The organism is Enterobacter sp. Crenshaw, from assembly GCF_024734705.1.
GTDB lineage: Bacteria > Pseudomonadota > Gammaproteobacteria > Enterobacterales > Enterobacteriaceae > Enterobacter > Enterobacter asburiae_B.
Genome location: NZ_CP102932.1, coordinates 3028773 through 3045658, shown reverse-complemented (window position 1 = coordinate 3045658; position 16886 = coordinate 3028773). Strand labels below are relative to the sequence as shown.

15 protein-coding genes are annotated in these 16886 nt (G+C 54.6%); 14 read left to right on the top strand and 1 reads right to left on the bottom strand.

The window, feature by feature from the left end; all coding sequences use genetic code 11:
* The first annotated feature begins 222 nt into the window (after positions 1–222).
* The 3 genes from udk (at position 223) to asmA (ending at position 3410) form a co-directional block, all read left to right on the top strand.
* Entirely contained in the window at positions 223–864 is a 642-nt protein-coding gene (gene udk, locus NWV12_RS14590) for a uridine kinase (protein ID WP_008500855.1), read from the top strand.
* Positions 865–955: 91 nt separating this feature from the next.
* A complete protein-coding gene (gene dcd / locus NWV12_RS14585; protein WP_048980156.1) occupies positions 956–1537 on the top strand; it encodes a dCTP deaminase in 582 nt (193 codons plus the stop codon).
* A 22-nt stretch (positions 1538–1559) separates the two neighbouring features.
* Positions 1560–3410 carry an outer membrane assembly protein AsmA gene (asmA, locus tag NWV12_RS14580; RefSeq protein ID WP_048980158.1) on the top strand — a complete coding sequence of 617 codons (1851 nt, stop codon included), beginning with the start codon at positions 1560–1562 and terminating at the stop codon, positions 3408–3410.
* Positions 3411–3519: 109 nt separating this feature from the next.
* On the opposite strand, the gene NWV12_RS14575 is transcribed toward asmA, so the two are convergent.
* Positions 3520–5103, bottom strand: coding sequence for a TerC family protein (locus NWV12_RS14575; RefSeq protein WP_048980160.1), 1584 nt, complete (start codon positions 5101–5103; stop codon positions 3520–3522).
* Between the two features lie 692 nt (positions 5104–5795).
* Between NWV12_RS14575 and NWV12_RS14570 the strand changes: the two genes are divergently transcribed.
* The 11 genes from NWV12_RS14570 (at position 5796) to NWV12_RS14520 (ending at position 16885) form a co-directional block, all read left to right on the top strand.
* Complete coding sequence (locus NWV12_RS14570) at positions 5796–6935, top strand: polysaccharide export protein (RefSeq protein WP_014170829.1); 1140 nt, start codon at positions 5796–5798, stop codon at positions 6933–6935.
* Positions 6936–6941: 6 nt separating this feature from the next.
* Positions 6942–7385: a low molecular weight protein-tyrosine-phosphatase Wzb gene (wzb, locus tag NWV12_RS14565; RefSeq protein WP_023312405.1), complete on the top strand. Its 444-nt coding sequence runs from the start codon at positions 6942–6944 to the stop codon at positions 7383–7385.
* A 2-nt stretch (positions 7386–7387) separates the two neighbouring features.
* The gene (wzc, locus tag NWV12_RS14560; protein WP_048980161.1) at positions 7388–9550 is read left to right on the top strand and encodes a tyrosine-protein kinase Wzc; all 2163 of its coding nucleotides are present in this window, start codon (positions 7388–7390) and stop codon (positions 9548–9550) included.
* 151 nt (positions 9551–9701) lie between these two features.
* Positions 9702–10544, top strand: a complete 843-nt coding sequence (gene wcaA / locus NWV12_RS14555; RefSeq protein ID WP_048980163.1) for a colanic acid biosynthesis glycosyltransferase WcaA — start codon at positions 9702–9704, stop codon at positions 10542–10544.
* A complete protein-coding gene (wcaB, locus tag NWV12_RS14550) occupies positions 10544–11035 on the top strand; it encodes a colanic acid biosynthesis acetyltransferase WcaB (RefSeq protein ID WP_023312402.1) in 492 nt (163 codons plus the stop codon). The genes wcaA and wcaB overlap by 1 nt, the downstream gene beginning before the upstream one ends.
* Positions 11032–12249 carry a colanic acid biosynthesis glycosyltransferase WcaC gene (wcaC, locus tag NWV12_RS14545; protein ID WP_048980166.1) on the top strand — a complete coding sequence of 406 codons (1218 nt, stop codon included), beginning with the start codon at positions 11032–11034 and terminating at the stop codon, positions 12247–12249. Before wcaB ends, wcaC begins: the two co-directional genes overlap by 4 nt.
* The gene (gene wcaD, locus NWV12_RS14540; protein ID WP_039263105.1) at positions 12224–13444 is read left to right on the top strand and encodes a colanic acid polymerase WcaD; all 1221 of its coding nucleotides are present in this window, start codon (positions 12224–12226) and stop codon (positions 13442–13444) included. The genes wcaC and wcaD overlap by 26 nt, the downstream gene beginning before the upstream one ends.
* A 16-nt stretch (positions 13445–13460) precedes the next feature.
* A complete protein-coding gene (gene wcaE / locus NWV12_RS14535) occupies positions 13461–14207 on the top strand; it encodes a colanic acid biosynthesis glycosyltransferase WcaE (RefSeq protein WP_033145980.1) in 747 nt (248 codons plus the stop codon).
* Between the two features lie 15 nt (positions 14208–14222).
* A complete protein-coding gene (gene wcaF / locus NWV12_RS14530; RefSeq protein WP_048980168.1) occupies positions 14223–14771 on the top strand; it encodes a colanic acid biosynthesis acetyltransferase WcaF in 549 nt (182 codons plus the stop codon).
* A 24-nt stretch (positions 14772–14795) separates the two neighbouring features.
* Positions 14796–15917, top strand: coding sequence for a GDP-mannose 4,6-dehydratase (gene gmd, locus NWV12_RS14525; RefSeq protein ID WP_014884502.1), 1122 nt, complete (start codon positions 14796–14798; stop codon positions 15915–15917).
* A gap of 2 nt (positions 15918–15919) precedes the next feature.
* Entirely contained in the window at positions 15920–16885 is a 966-nt protein-coding gene (locus tag NWV12_RS14520; protein ID WP_013097874.1) for a GDP-L-fucose synthase, read from the top strand.
* Position 16886 lies beyond the last annotated feature (1 nt).

Sequence of the window (16886 nt, the reverse complement as noted above, 5' to 3'; positions counted from 1 at the left end):
ACCACAGACTTATTAAATAGAGGCTCCGTTAAAAAAAACGGTTAAACGCTGAAAAAACGCTCATTTAAATTTCACTCAGGGAATAAGACGTCACTTTTCGGCCAGTCTCGCAGAACCTGTGCTTTCGACTGGTATCACGCCCGTGAAATCCCTATAATTGCCGCGTTTGACGCTCCGGCGTCGTCCTTCCTTAACATCCAGGTTAATCAGGTCGCTAAATTTATGACTGATAAGTCTCATCAATGCGTCATTATAGGCATCGCCGGCGCATCGGCTTCAGGTAAAAGTCTAATTGCCAGTACGCTTTATCGCGAACTGCGTGAACAAGTAGGTGATGAGCATATCGGCGTCATTCCCGAAGACAGCTATTACAAAGATCAATCCCATCTGTCGATGGAAGAGCGCGTCAAAACCAACTATGACCATCCCAATGCGATGGATCACAGCTTGCTGTTCCAGCATTTAGAAGCGCTTAAGAGCGGCCAGGCCATTGAACTGCCCGTTTACAGTTACGTAGAACACACCCGCACGCAGGAAACCATCCGCATCGAGCCGAAAAAGGTCATTATCCTTGAAGGCATCCTGCTGCTGACCGACGCCCGCCTGCGTGAATCCATGAACTTCTCGATTTTCGTTGATACCCCGCTGGATATCTGCCTGATGCGCCGCATCAAGCGTGACGTGAATGAACGCGGCCGTTCGATGGACTCCGTCATGGCGCAATACCAGAAAACGGTCCGCCCGATGTTCCTGCAGTTTATTGAGCCATCCAAACAATACGCCGATATCATCGTGCCGCGCGGGGGTAAAAACCGCATTGCTATTGATATCTTAAAAGCGAAAATCAGTCAGTTTTTTGAATAAGCCGCGTGAATTGTGTACCGTTCAGAGATAACCTGGTTTTACCCTGAGCGCTTACCGCCTCAGGGTACGATGCATGAAAGGAGAAAGTGGCATGCGTCTTTGCGATCGCGATATAGAAGCCTGGCTGGATGAAGGCCGTTTGTCTATTACCCCGCGCCCACCCGTTGAGCGTATCAATGGCGTGACCGTTGATGTCCGCCTGGGGAATAAATTCCGCACCTTTAGTGGCCACACTGCGCCGTTCATTGACCTCAGCGGGCCGAAGGACGAAGTCAGCGCCGCGCTCGATCGCGTGATGAGTGACGAAATCGTAATCGATGAAGGCGAAGCTTTTTATCTGCATCCGGGTGAACTGGCCCTGGCGGTGACGTTTGAATCCGTCACCTTACCTCCGGACCTGGTCGGCTGGCTTGATGGTCGTTCTTCGCTGGCGCGACTGGGACTGATGGTTCACGTGACCGCGCACCGTATCGATCCAGGCTGGTCGGGGCGTATCGTGCTGGAATTCTTCAATGCCGGTAAATTGCCGCTGGCGCTGCGTCCGGGCATGATGATCGGCGCGTTAAGCTTTGAACCGCTGTCAGCTCCGGCAGATCGTCCTTATAACCGTCGGCAGGACGCAAAATATCGCGACCAGCAGGGCGCGGTTGCCAGCCGTATTGATAAAGACTGATCGTTAGTCCATTGAGGATGCCATGAGAAGAGTTCTGACGACGCTGATGATTTTGCTGGTGGTGCTGGTGGCTGGCCTTTCGGCGTTGGTTCTGCTGGTTAACCCCAACGATTTCCGCGCTTACATGGTGCGGCAGGTCGAGGCGCGCAGTGGTTATCAACTGAAGCTTGACGGGCCGCTGCGATGGCACGTCTGGCCGCAGCTCAGCATTCTCTCTGGCCGCATGTCGCTCACGGCACCGGGGGCGTCCCAGCCGCTGGTGTCCGCAGACAACATGCGTCTCGATGTGGCGCTGATCCCGCTCATTTCCCATCAGCTGCAGGTTAAGCAGGTGATGCTGAAAGGCGCGGTGATTCAGCTCACCCCGCAAACCGAAGCCGTGCGTGATGCCAGTGCGCCGGTTGCGCCGCGCGAAAATACTCTGCCCGATGAACCGTCCGATACCGGCTGGTCCTTTGATATCGGCAAGCTGAAAGTTGCCGACAGCGTGTTGGTTTTCCAGCATGAGCACCAGGAGCAGGTGACCATTCGCAACATTAACCTGCAGATGGAACAGGATGCTCACCATCTTGCGTCGCTGGAATTTAGCGGGCGCGTAAACCGCGATCAGCGCGATTTGACCCTGTCGCTGAATGCTAATGTGAACGCCTCGGACTACCCGCATCAGCTCACGGCCGACATCCAGCAGCTGAACTGGCAGCTGACGGGTGCCGATCTCCCCACCCAGGGAATAACCGGGCAGGGAACGCTGCAGGCCGTGTGGCGCGAAGAGCAAAAGCAGCTCGAGCTGGATAATCTCAACCTGCAGGCAAATGACAGTAGCCTGAAGGGGCAGGCGAGCGTCACGCTCGAAGAGAAGCCGAAGTGGGTGCTGAATCTGCAGTTTGACAAGCTCAATCTGGAAAACCTGCTGCCGCCTCTGCCGGCCAGCGCCACGGACAACGATGCCACCCAGACGGGGCAAAGCCAGGCACCGGCATCACGTCCGGTTATCTCGTCTAATCTCGATCAGCCTGACTATAACGCGCTGCGCGGATTCACGGCGGATATTCTGCTGAAAGCCAATAGCCTGCGCTGGCGCGGCATTGATTTTACCGACGTGAGCAGCCAGATGTTTAACCATAACGGTTTGCTGGTGATCTCCGAACTGAGCGGGAAGATGGGCGCAGGAAACCTCTCGCTGCCCGGCACGCTGGATGTCCGTAAAGACGTTGCCAGCGCCGAATTCCAGCCGCGTCTCGACAACGTTGAGATAGGCACCATCCTGAACGCGTTCAACTATCCGATATCCCTGACGGGGCAGTTGACGCTCGCGGGTGACTTCTCAGGCACGAAAATTGATGCCGATGCTTTCCGCCGCGAGTGGCAGGGGCAGGCGCATCTAGATCTGAAGAATTCCCGTATGGAAGGACTTAACTTCCAGCAGCTGGTGCAGCAGGCGGTTGAGCGCAGCAGCGATGTGAAGGCTCAGGATAACTACGACAGTGCCACGCGCCTCGACAGCTTCACCACGGACCTGACGCTGGACAACGGACAACTCACTCTCGACGGGATGCAGGGCGCCTCTTCACTGTTATCAATGACCGGTGAAGGTAAGCTGGATCTGGTGAAAGAGACGGCGGATACGCGCTTTAACGTGCGGGTACTTTCTGGCTGGCAGGGTGAAAGCAAGCTCATCGACTTCCTGAAAGAGACGCCGGTCCCGCTGACCGTATACGGCAAATGGCAGGCCCTGAATTACAGCCTGCAGGTGGATCAGATCCTGCGCAAGCATCTGCAGGATGAAGCGAAACGTCGGCTTAGCGGCTGGGCGGATCGTAATAAAGATTCACAGGACGGTAAGGATGTGAAGAAGTTGCTGGATAAGCTTTGATGTCCGTTGCGCCGGGTGGCGTTGCGGCCTGATGCCCTCACCCCGGCCCTCTCCCACGGGAGAGGGCGCAAACACTAAAAACGGCAACCGGGTTGCCGTTTTGTTTTACCTAAACCTCAAAATCCAGCTCTTCCTCATCCCGCAGCGGAATGAGCTGAACCTTCTGCACGCGATGGTTTTCAATCTGCAGCGTTTTGAGCAGATAGTCGCCCACCTGAACCTCTTCTCCCGGCTGCGGGATACGCTGCAAATACTCCATCAGCAGGCCGGCAATCGTGTGATATTCCCGTTTTTCATCCAGCGGCAGCGGCACGTATTGCACCAGGTCTTCCAGCGGCATGTGGCCGTTAGCCGTCCAAGACCCGTCTGCGTTTTTCTGAATGTCATGGCGGGCGTCAATCTCATCCACCTCGTTAGGCAGATTACCGGCAATGGTTTCCATGACGTCGCTGAGCGTGACCAGCCCTTCCACCGAACCAAACTCATCCACCACAAAGGCAAAGTGCGTGCGCGCGTTACGGAATTGCTCAAGGGCGGAAAGCAGCGGTAGCCCCTCAGGGAAGACCAGCGGCTGGCGCACCAGAACGCGCAGGTTGAGCGCCTCGCCGTGAAGCTGCTGCTGGAGCAGGTCAATAATGTGCACCACGCCCAGCAGCTCCTCTTCCTCTTCACCGCCGGTCACCACCACGCGGGTGTGCTGGTTTTTATCCAGCAGGGCGCGAATGTGCTCTTCCGGTGCCGTCAGGTCGATATGCTCAATGTCGTGCCGCGAGGTCATGATGCTGCTGACCGTCCGCTGATTCAGATTAAGCACCCGCTCGATCATCCGTCGTTCCTGCGGGTCGAAGATCGGCCCGTCGCTGCGATCGGCCAGCATGGCGGAGGATTCTGCATCCAGCTCCGCATCCTCTTTCTTACCGCTTAGCAGGCGCATAACCGTGTCGGCCGTGCGCTGACGCAGGGTCTGATTCGCGGACAGGAAGCGGCGGCGGTTAAATATCGCCAGCTGATTAAGCGCTTCAATCATGACGGAGAAGCCGATGGCGGCGTACAGGTAGCCTTTCGGAATATGGAAGCCAAAACCATCGGCCACCAGGCTAAAGCCAATCATCAGCAGGAAGCTCAGGCAGAGGATCACGATGGTCGGGTGACTGTTCACAAAGCGGGTCAGCGCCTTGCTGGCCATCACCATCAGCGTGATGGCAATGATCACCGCGGCCATCATCACCGCAAGGTGGTCGACCATCCCGACGGCGGTGATCACCGAGTCGAGGGAGAAGACCGCATCCAGCACCACGATTTGCGCCACCACCGGCCAGAATTTCGCCCCGCGGCGCTGGGTTGGATTCTCGCTGTCTTTGCCCTCCAGCCGCTCGTTGAGCTCCACCGTGGCTTTGAACAGCAGGAACAACCCGCCGAAGAGCATGATCAGATCGCGGGCGCTGAAACTCAGGCCGTGAATGGAGAACAGAGGCTGAGTGAGCGTTACCAGCCAGGAGATAGAGGCCAGCAGCAGTAAACGCATCACCATCGCCAGCAGCAGACCCGTCACGCGCGCGCGGTCGCGCTGGGAAGGGGGCAGTTTTTCAGCGAGGATGGCGATAAAGACCAGATTATCAATCCCGAGCACCAGCTCGATGACGACCAGCGTAACCAGCCCGGCCCAGATTGAGGGATCGGCAATCCATTCCATAGTAATAGCAATACCTTCTGTTATATGACGAATGTCACACTTCGATCATGGATAAAGCTGGGGGAAATTGCAATGCCGGGCTGAGATTTCTCTTAATACGACGGGTAAAAAAGAGAGCATTCTCAATAGGGTGTAAATAAGCGAAATACGTATATTTAATTACAATGAATGCATTTTAGGATATATCGCAGGTGATGATTTTTACTCTCAATTTGTCAATATAAAGAAATTCCTAAAAGGTCAAAAATTTGCTCTTAATATTAATCTTAAAAACCGATATTAGGACAGTTGTCTCCTTGCCTGCTATTAGGTTAGCTGCAACAATTCTCCCAGCATCAAATGTTAAATCTCGGTGTTGCTATTAATGTTCGGTCTTCAGGGATGGTTATTCATTATCCGTCGGGTTTCTCAAGCGACTGATATATTTCCAGAAGACCTTGCTCAAGAGGGTGTCTATCCATAACACATTGTTTAGTCAGTGGATTGGTAACTGAAAGCCAAGGGCGGTAGCGTGCCTGAAAGCGTGTGAATCAGCCTCGATTATTCTGTCAATAGCCAATGGATGAATAAGCTTTTTTTAGGACTGATGCCAGTTATATTTCTATTTGATTAACTGCATGCTGAAACCCAATACGACTCGAGCTTATTTAAATTGCACAGGATAATTACTCTGCCAAAGTGATAAATAATCAATGATGAAATCCAAAATGAAATTGATGCCATTATTGGTGTCTGTGACCTTGATGAGTGGTTGCACGGTCTTTCCCGGCAGCAATATGTCAACAATGGGTAAGGATGTGATCAAGCAACAGGATGCCGATTTTGATCTCGACAAAATGGTGAATGTTTATCCACTTACGCCTCGTCTGGTCGAACAATTACGTCCACGTCCGAATGTTGCCCAGCCGAATATGTCGCTGGACCAGGAAATTGCGTCCTACCAGTATCGCGTGGGGCCGGGTGACGTGATCAACGTGACCGTTTGGGACCACCCTGAACTGACCACGCCAGCGGGCCAGTACCGTAGCTCAAGCGATACCGGTAACTGGGTGCAGTCAGATGGCACCATGTTCTATCCCTACATTGGTAAAGTCCATGTTGCAGGCAAAACGCTTGCCGAGATCCGTAGTGATATTACCGGCCGCTTAGCGCAGTACATCGCCGATCCGCAGGTGGACGTTAATATCGCCGCATTCCGCTCGCAAAAAGCCTATATCTCCGGCCAGGTGAACAAATCCGGCCAGCAGGCCATCACCAACGTTCCTCTGACCGTCCTGGATGCCATCAACGCCGCGGGCGGGTTAACCGACGGCGCCGACTGGCGCAACGTGGTGCTCACCCACAACGGGAAGGAGCAGCGTATTTCGCTGCAGGCGCTGATGCAAAATGGCGATCTGACCCAGAACCGCCTGCTCTATCCGGGCGACATTCTCTACGTGCCGCGCAATGACGATCTGAAAGTCTTCGTGATGGGTGAAGTGAAGAAACAGAGCACCCTCAAAATGGACTTCAGCGGTATGACGCTGACCGAAGCGCTGGGCAATGCTGAGGGTATCGATCTGACGACCTCTAACGCGACCGGTATCTTCGTTATTCGTCCGCTGAAAGGTGAGGGCAGTGCGAAAGGCAAGATTGCCAACATCTACCAGCTGGATATGTCCGATGCGACCTCTCTGGTGATGGCAACGGAGTTCCGTCTCCAGCCATATGATGTGGTGTATGTCACCACCGCGCCGGTTGCCCGCTGGAACCGTCTGATCAACCAGTTGCTGCCAACCATCAGTGGCGTTCGCTACATGACGGATACGGCGCGCGACATTCATACCTGGTAATCCGCGATGTTTAACAAAATTCTGGTGGTATGCGTGGGGAACATTTGCCGTTCCCCTACGGCTGAACGGTTGTTGAAACACTACCAGCCCGAACTGACCGTTGATTCGGCAGGGCTGGGTGCACTGGTCGGTAAAGGTGCCGATGAGCGCGCAACGAGCGTGGCGCGGGATCATCACCTCTCTCTCGACGGCCACGTGGCCCGCCAGGTCACTGGCCGCATGTGCCGGGAGTATGACCTGATCCTGACGATGGAAAAACGCCATATTCATGCGCTGTGCGATATCGCTCCGGAGATGCGCGGCAAGGTGATGCTGTTTGGTCACTGGGACAATGAACGTGAAATCCCCGATCCGTATCGCAAAAGCCATGAGGCCTTTGAGGCGGTTTACACCTTACTTGACCAGTCTGCCCAACAGTGGGCGCAGGCACTGAAAGTTCAGCAGGGATAACAATGACAGAAAAAACAAGACCTTCTGCCGCCCCGACTTCGGGCAGTGATGAAATTGATATTGGGCGCCTGGTCGGCACTGTTGTAGAGGCAAAGTGGTGGGTGCTGGGCATTACCGCCGTGTTCGCCGCGGCGGCCGTCGTCTATACGCTGTTCGCCACCCCTATCTACAGCGCCGATGCGCTGGTGCAGATCGAGCAGAATACCGGCAACTCGCTGGTGCAGGACATTGGTTCCGCGCTGGCGAACAAGCCGCCGGCATCCGACGCCGAAATTCAGCTCATCCAGTCACGCCTGGTGCTGGGTAAAACGGTTCACGACCTCGGGCTCGATATCTCCGTCACCAAAAATACCTTCCCAGTCTTTGGTGCCGGCTGGGATCGGCTGATGGGGCGCAACAACGACACGGTGAAAGTCACTGACTTCGTGCTGCCAAAAGGGGCAGCCGATCAGACGTTTACCCTGACGGTGCTTGGCCCGAAACAGTATCAGCTAACCAGTGACGCAGGTTTTAGCGCCCGCGGCGAAGTGGGGCAGATGCTGACCAAAGACGGCGTCAGCATGATGGTCAGCGCGATTAACGCCCAGGAGGGCGGCGAATTCACCGTCACCAAATTCTCCACCCTGGGGATGATCAACAATCTGCAAAACAACCTGACCGTCACCGAAAACGGTAAGGACACCGGCGTGCTGAGCATGACCTTTACCGGTGAAGATAAGGATCAAATCCGCGACATCCTGAACAGCATTACCCGCAACTACCTTGAGCAGAACGTTGAGCGTAAGTCGGCGGAAGCGGCGAAAAGCCTGGCCTTCCTCGCTAAACAGCTCCCGGAAGTGCGCGCTCATCTGGATGATGCCGAGAACAAGCTGAACGCCTATCGTCAGGATAAAGACTCCGTTGACCTGCCGCTGGAAGCGAAATCGGTCCTCGATTCGATGGTCAACATTGATGCGCAGCTCAACGAGCTGACCTTCAAAGAGGCGGAGATTTCCAAGCTTTATACCAAACGTCACCCGGCCTACCGCACGCTGCTGGAGAAACGCCGTACCCTGGAAGAGGAGAAGGCGAAGCTCAATGACCGCGTGACCGCGATGCCGAAAACGCAGCAGGAGATCGTGCGTCTGACCCGCGACGTGGAGTCAGGACAGCAGGTTTACATGCAGCTGCTGAACAAGCAGCAGGAGCTGAAAATCACCGAAGCCAGTACCGTCGGTGATGTGCGCATCGTCGACCCGGCCATTACCCAGCCTGGCGTGCTGAAGCCGAAGAAAGCGCTGATTATTCTCGGCAGCATTATTCTCGGCCTGATGCTCTCCATCGTGGGCGTGCTGCTGCGTTCGCTGTTCAACCGCGGTATCGAAAGCCCGCAGGTGCTGGAAGAGAGCGGTATCAACGTCTATGCCAGCATTCCGCTGTCCGAGTGGCAAAAATCCCGCGACAGCGTCAAAACCATCAAGGGCGTCAAGCGTTACAAACAGAGCCAGCTTCTGGCGGTGGGTAACCCGACCGACCTCGCCATCGAAGCGATCCGTAGCCTGCGTACCAGCCTGCACTTCGCCATGATGCAGGCCAAAAACAACGTCCTGATGTTAACCGGCGTGAGTCCGTCAATCGGTAAAACCTTCGTCTGCGCCAACCTGGCGGCGGTGGTCAGCCAGACCAACAAGCGCGTTCTGCTGATCGACTGCGATATGCGTAAGGGCTACACCCACGAGCTGCTGGGCACCAATAACGTGAACGGTCTGTCGGAAATCCTGCTCGGCAAAGGTGAAATCAGCCAGAGCGCGAAACCTACAACGGTGCCGAAATTTGACCTGATCCCACGCGGTCAGGTGCCGCCTAACCCGTCCGAGCTGCTGATGAGCGAACGCTTTACCGAGCTGGTGGAGTGGGCGAGCAAAAATTACGACCTGGTGCTGATCGATACGCCGCCAATTCTGGCCGTGACCGACGCCGCCGTTGTTGGCCGCCACGCTGGCACCACGCTGATGGTGGCGCGTTACGCGGTCAACACCCTGAAAGAGGTGGAAACCAGCCTGAGCCGCTTCGAGCAGAACGGGATTGAGGTGAAAGGGGTGATCCTGAACTCCATCTTCCGCCGCGCGACCGGGTACCAGGATTACGGCTATTACGAGTACGAATATAAGTCTGACAGTAAATAACAAAACACACCCCACACCCCTCACCCTAACCCTCTCCCCAAAGGGGAGAGGGGACTGTTCGGTGCTGGATGTGGGGGACGAACGTAATGATAACCACTGGCTGCCTTTCACCCTCTCCCCTTTGGGGAGAGGGCCGGGGTGAGGGGAAAAGATGACCACACAACGCCCTTTAGTTTCAATCTATATGCCGACATGGAATCGTCAGCAGCTGGCGATCCGCGCAATCAAATCCGTCCTGCGACAGGATTACGATAACTGGGAGCTGATCATCGTTGATGACTGCTCTTCCTCGTATGAACAGCTGCAAAAGTTTGTGACTGACCTCAACGACCAGCGGGTGGTCTATACGCATAACGCCATTAACTCCGGCGCGTGCGCGGTGCGTAATCAGGCGATTATGCAGGCCAAAGGGCAGTATCTGACCGGGATCGACGACGATGACGAATGGACGCCGAACCGCCTGTCTATCTTCCTGTCGCATAAAGAACAGCTGGTCACGCACGCTTTCCTGTATGCCAACGACTATGTCTGTCAGGGTGAGGTTTACTCGCAGCCCGCGAGTCTGCCGCTGTACCCGAAATCGCCGTATTCTCGCCGCCTGTTCTACAAGCGCAACATTATTGGTAACCAGGTCTTCACCTGGGCGTGGCGTTTCAAAGAGTGCCTGTTCGATACCGAACTCAAGGCCGCGCAGGATTACGATATCTTCCTGCGCATGGTGGTGGAATACGGCGAGCCGTGGAAGGTGGAAGAGGCCACGCAGATCCTGCACATCAACCACGGGGAGATGCAAATCACCTCCTCGCCGAAGAAGTTCTCCGGCTACTTCCATTTTTACCGCAAGCACAAGGACAAGTTTGACCGTGCCAGCCGTAAATATCAGCTCTTCACCCTCTATCAGATCCGCAACAAGCGCATGAACTGGCGCACGCTGCTGACGCTGCTGTCCGTGCGTAACGGCAAGCGCCTGGCTGACGGGCTTCGGGGGAAATAATGTTTCTGGAAGATTGCCGCGCTAACAGCTGGAGCCTGCGTCCGTGCTGCATGGTTCTGGCGTACCGCATCGCGCACTTTTGCTCGGTGTGGCGTAAGAAAAACGTGCTGAACAATATCTGGGCGGCGCCCGTGCTGGTGCTGTACCGCATCATTACCGAATGCTTTTTTGGCTATGAAATTCAGGCCGCTGCCACTATTGGCCGCCGCTTTACCATCCATCACGGCTATGCGGTGGTGATCAACAAGTTTGTGGTCGCCGGGGATGATTTCACCATTCGTCATGCGGTCACCATTGGCAACCGCGGGCCTGACAGCCTGGCCTGCCCGGTCATCGGCAATAACGTCGAGCTGGGCGCGAACGTGGTAATCATCGGTGACATTACGATTGGTAATAACGTCACGATTGGTGCTGGCAGCGTGGTGCTGGACAGCATTCCGGATAACGCGCTGGTGGTGGGAGAAAAAGCCCGCGTGAAGGTGATTAAATGAACATTTTGCAATTTAACGTACGCCTCGCAGAAGGCGGAGCGGCTGGCGTGGCCCTGGATTTGCACCAGCGCGCGCTGCAAAAAGGACTTCAGTCTCGCTTTATTTACGGCTACGGCAAAGGCGGCAAGAAAAGCGTCAGCCACGATAACTTCCCGCAGGTGCACAAGCACACGCCGCGTCTGACCTCGATTGCCAACATTGCGCTGTTCCGTCTGTTTAACCGCGATCTGTTTGGCAACCTGAACAATCTTTACCGCACGGTTACCCGCACCGCGGGCCCGGTTGTGCTGCATTTTCACGTGCTGCACAGCTACTGGCTGAATCTGGAAGAGGTGGTGGCGTTTTGCCAGAAGGTGCAGGCCCACAAGCCGGACACCCGCTTTGTGTGGACGCTGCACGATCACTGGAGCGTGACCGGACGCTGCGCGTTTACCGACGGCTGCGAAGGCTGGAAAGATAACTGCCAGAAGTGCCCGACGTTAAGCAACTACCCGCCGGTGAAGGTGGATCGCGCGCATCAGCTGGTGGCCGGAAAGCGTCAGCTGTTCCGCGACATGCTCTCGCTCGGCTGTACGTTTATCTCCCCGAGCCAGCACGTGGCCGATGCCTTCAACAGCCTGTACGGGGCAGGGCGTTGTCAGATTATCAACAACGGCATCGACGTGGCGACGGAAGCCATTCTTGCCGAGCTGACCCCGGTGGCGGAAACCGCGGGCAAACCGAAAATCGCCATCGTTGCGCATGACCTGCGTTACGACGGTAAAACCAACCAGCAGCTGGTGCGCGACATGATGGCGCTGGGTGACAAGATAGAGCTTCACACCTTCGGCAAGTTTTCACCGTTCGAAGGGGCCAACGTGGTGAACCACGGGTTTGAGACCGACAAGCGCAAGCTGATGAGCGCGCTGAATGAAATGGACGCCCTGGTGTTCAGCTCCCGCGTGGATAACTACCCGCTGATCCTCTGCGAAGCGCTCTCTATCGGCGTGCCGGTGATTGCCACCCACAGCGATGCGGCGCGTGAAGTGCTGGAAAAGTCCGGCGGGAAAACCTTCACGGAGCAGGAGGTCCTGCCGCTGGTACAGCTGCCGAAGGCGCAGATTGCTGAGATCGTTTTTGGCACTGACCTGGAATCGTTCCGCAACCGCAGCCGCAAGGCCTACAGTGGACAACAGATGCTGGAGGAATATGTCTCGTTCTATCAGAATCTGTAGTTATCTGCTGCTGCCGCTGATCTACCTGCTGGTCAACGTCAAAATTGCCCAGCTCGGCGAAAGCTTCCCGATAACCATCGTAACCTTCCTGCCCGTTCTGCTTCTGCTGTATGTCGATAAAATCAACCTCAAGAAGCTGATGATTGCCTTAGGGCTGGGCACGGGCCTGACGCTGTTTAACTACATCTTTGGCCAGTCGCTGGATGCCAGTAAATACGTCACCTCGACCATGCTGTTTGTTTATATTGTCATTATTATCGGTATGGTCTGGAGTATTCGGTTTAAAACTATTTCTCCGCACAATTATCGGAAAATCCTTAGGTTCTTTTATATTGCCGTTGCGTTAATTGTTATGCTTGCCGCACTGGAGATGTCGCAAATTATTCTCACCGGCGGCAGCAGCCTGATGGAGATAATTTCGAAATATCTCATTTACAGTAACAGCTATGTATTGAACTTCATCAAGTTTGGCGGGAAGCGTACTACAGCCCTCTATTTTGAACCGGCGTTTTTCGCTCTGGCGTTAATCTCAATTTGGCTCAGCATCAAACAGTTTGGTATCAAAACGCCTAAGACCGATGCTATGATTCTTGCAGGAATTGTTCTGTCTGGATCGTTCTCAGGGGTAATGACATTTATCCTGTTTTACCTGCTGGAGTGGGCGTTCCAGTACCTGAACAAAGATGCGATTAAGAAAAAACTGCCGCTGGCGATTATCTCCCTGACGGTATTTATGGTAGGCGTGATATTTGCCTTCCCGTACATCTCAGAACGTCTGGGTGATTTGGGAACGGAAGGGTCTTCGTCCTATTATCGCATCATTGGGCCACTGGTGATGGTGGGTTATTCCTTAACCCATATTGATGGGGTAGTAAGATTCGGCTCACTTTACGAATATGTTGCATCATTCGGAATCTTTAACGGTGCGGATGTCGGTAAAACCATAGACAATGGTCTGTATCTGTTAATTATTTATTTTTCGTGGTTCGCCGTACTGTTGACCCTGTGGTATCTGTTTAAAGTTTTCAAAATGATGATTAACGCGTTTGGTGATAACCAGAACTTTCGCGTTCAGCTTTATCTGTTTACTCCGGTGTCGCTGTTTTTTACCGGGTCAATATTTAGCCCGGAATATGCTTTCTTGATTGTCTGTCCGTTTATTCTGCGCAAGGCGCTTAATATTACGAACGTATGACGAAATGAGGTGATTTATGTTTCTTAGCGTCATTACTGTCGCTTTTCGTAATTACGAAGGGGTGGTAAAAACCTGGCGCTCGCTGCGCAACCTGGCGCGCGATCCAAGCCTCACCTTTGAGTGGATTGTGGTCGACGGCGGCTCGAACGATGGCACGGCGGAGTTTCTGGAAAAACTCAACGGTGAGTTCAACTTACGCTACATCAGCGAGAAAGATAAAGGCATCTACGATGCGATGAATAAAGGCATCAACATGGCGCAAGGCCGTTATGCCATCTTCCTGAACTCGGGCGACATTTTCCATGAAGACGTGGCGCTGTTTGCCCGTCAGCTGGCTCGCCAGAAAGAAGACGCCATGTATATTGGCGATGCGCTGCTCGATTTTGGCGACGGACATAAAGTGTGCCGCAGCGCGAAGCCAGGCTGGTATATCTATCACAGCCTGCCGGCCAGCCATCAGGCAATTTTCTTCCCGGTAAAAGGTCTGAAAAAACAGCCTTACGATTTGCAGTATAAAGTGTCTTCCGATTATGCGCTGGCAGCCAGCCTGTATAAATCAGGTTACCCGTTCCGTCGAATTAAAGGGCTGGTGTCTGAATTCTCCATGGGCGGCGTGTCAACGTCTAATAATCTGGAATTGTGCCAGGATGCCAAAAACGTGCAGCGTAAAATATTACGCGTGCCGGGGTTCTGGGCGGAATTGTCCTATTTATTACGCCTGCGTACCACAGGCAAAACGAAAACCTTATATAACAAAGCCTGAATATAAGGAAACGCAATGCAGGATTTAAAAGATTTCTCCGTGCCGAAAGGTTTTCGGGGCGGGAACGGTATTAAGGTACAGCTGTGGTGGGCCGTTCAGGCAACGTTATTTGCCTGGTCGCCGCAAATAATGTACCGCTGGCGAGCTTTTTTATTGCGCCTGTTTGGCGCAAAAATCGGAAAAAACGTAGTCATCCGACCTTCTGTGAAAATTACCTATCCGTGGAAATTAACGCTGGGGGATTACGCATGGGTCGGGGATGACGCGGTGTTATATACCCTTGGCGAAATTACGATTGGCGCAAATTCGGTGGTTTCACAGAAATGTTATTTGTGCACCGGCAGCCACGACTTTATGAGTCAGCATTTTGATATTACCGCTTCGCCTGTTGTGATTGGCGAAAAATGCTGGCTGGCAACGGATGTTTTTGTTGCACCGGGTGTTTCTGTTGGCGATGGCACGGTAGTCGGTGCCCGCAGCAGCGTTTTTAAATCGCTACCGGCAAATAAAATTTGCCGTGGCAACCCCGCAGTGGTGATACGCGAACGCGTTGAAACTGATTAAATTCATAAGTAGAGGAATATAAACATGTCTAAAGTCGCTCTCATCACCGGCGTTACCGGGCAGGATGGTTCTTACCTGGCAGAGTTCCTGCTGGAAAAAGGGTATGAAGTACACGGTATTAAACGTCGTGCGTCTTCTTTCAACACCGAACGTGTGGATCATATTTATCAGGATCCTCACGCGGCGAACCCGAAATTCCATCTGCACTACGGCGACCTGACCGATACCTCCAACCTGACCCGTATCCTGCAGGAAGTACAGCCGGATGAAGTCTACAACCTGGGCGCGATGAGCCACGTAGCGGTCTCCTTCGAATCCCCGGAATACACAGCCGACGTTGATGCCATGGGTACGCTGCGTCTGCTGGAAGCAATCCGCTTCCTCGGCCTTGAGAAGAAAACTCGCTTCTACCAGGCATCCACCTCCGAGCTGTACGGCCTGGTGCAGGAAATCCCACAGAAAGAGACCACGCCGTTCTACCCGCGCTCTCCGTATGCGGTAGCAAAACTGTACGCCTACTGGATCACCGTGAACTACCGTGAATCCTACGGCATGTACGCCTGTAACGGCATCCTGTTCAACCACGAATCTCCGCGTCGCGGCGAAACCTTCGTGACCCGCAAAATCACCCGCGCTATCGCCAACATCGCGCAGGGTCTGGAGTCTTGCCTGCACCTCGGCAACATGGATTCCCTGCGTGACTGGGGCCATGCCAAAGACTACGTGAAAATGCAGTGGATGATGCTGCAGCAGGAACAGCCAGAAGACTTCGTGATTGCAACCGGCGTGCAGTACTCCGTACGTCAGTTCGTTGAAATGGCCGCGGCGCAGCTGGGCATCAAGCTGCGCTTCGAAGGTACCGGCGTGGAAGAGAAAGGTATCGTGGTTTCCGTGACCGGCCACGACGCTCCGGGCGTGAAGCCAGGCGACGTGATTGTCCAGGTTGACCCGCGCTACTTCCGTCCTGCTGAAGTGGAAACCCTGCTGGGCGACCCAACCAAAGCGCACGAGAAGCTGGGCTGGAAACCAGAAATCACCCTGCAGGAAATGGTTTCCGAGATGGTAGCCAAAGATCTTGAAGCAGCGAAAAAACACTCCCTGCTTAAGTCTCATGGCTACGAGGTTGCCATCGCGCTGGAGTCCTGAGAATGACAAAACAACGTATTTTTGTCGCCGGTCATCGCGGAATGGTGGGTTCCGCGATTGTTCGCCAGCTGGAGCAGCGCGGTGACGTGGAAGTGGTTGTCCGCACGCGCGACGAGCTGAACCTGCTCGACAGCCGCGCGGTACAGGACTTCTTTGCTAACGAACGCATTGACCAGGTGTATCTGGCGGCGGCGAAGGTGGGCGGCATTGTCGCTAACAACACCTACCCGGCGGATTTCATCTACGAAAACATGATGATCGAGAGCAACATCATTCACGCGGCGCATCTGCACAACGTGAATAAGCTGCTGTTCCTCGGATCGTCCTGTATTTACCCGAAAATGGCGAAACAGCCGATCGCCGAGAGCGAACTGCTGCAGGGCACGCTTGAAGCGACCAACGAGCCGTACGCGATTGCCAAGATTGCCGGGATCAAGCTGTGCGAGTCCTACAACCGTCAGTACAACCGCGACTATCGTTCGGTGATGCCGACCAACCTGTACGGACCGCACGACAACTTCCACCCGAGCAACTCGCACGTGATCCCGGCGCTGCTGCGCCGCTTCCACGAGGCGACCGCCGAGAACGCGCCGGACGTGGTGGTCTGGGGCAGCGGTACGCCGATGCGTGAATTCCTGCACGTGGACGACATGGCTGCCGCCAGCATTCACGTGATGGAGCTGGATCGCGAGGTGTGGCAGGAGAACACCGAGCCGATGCTGTCGCACATCAACGTCGGTACCGGCGTGGACTGCACCATTCGCGAGCTGGCGCAAACCATCGCGCAGGTAGTGGGCTACAAAGGCCGCGTGGTGTTTGACGCGACGAAACCGGACGGCACGCCGCGCAAGCTGCTGGACGTGACCCGTCTGCATCAGCTGGGCTGGTATCACGAGGTGTCACTGGAGCAGGGGCTGGCCAGTACCTACCAGTGGTTCCTGGAAAACCAGCACCGCTTCCGGGGGTAAC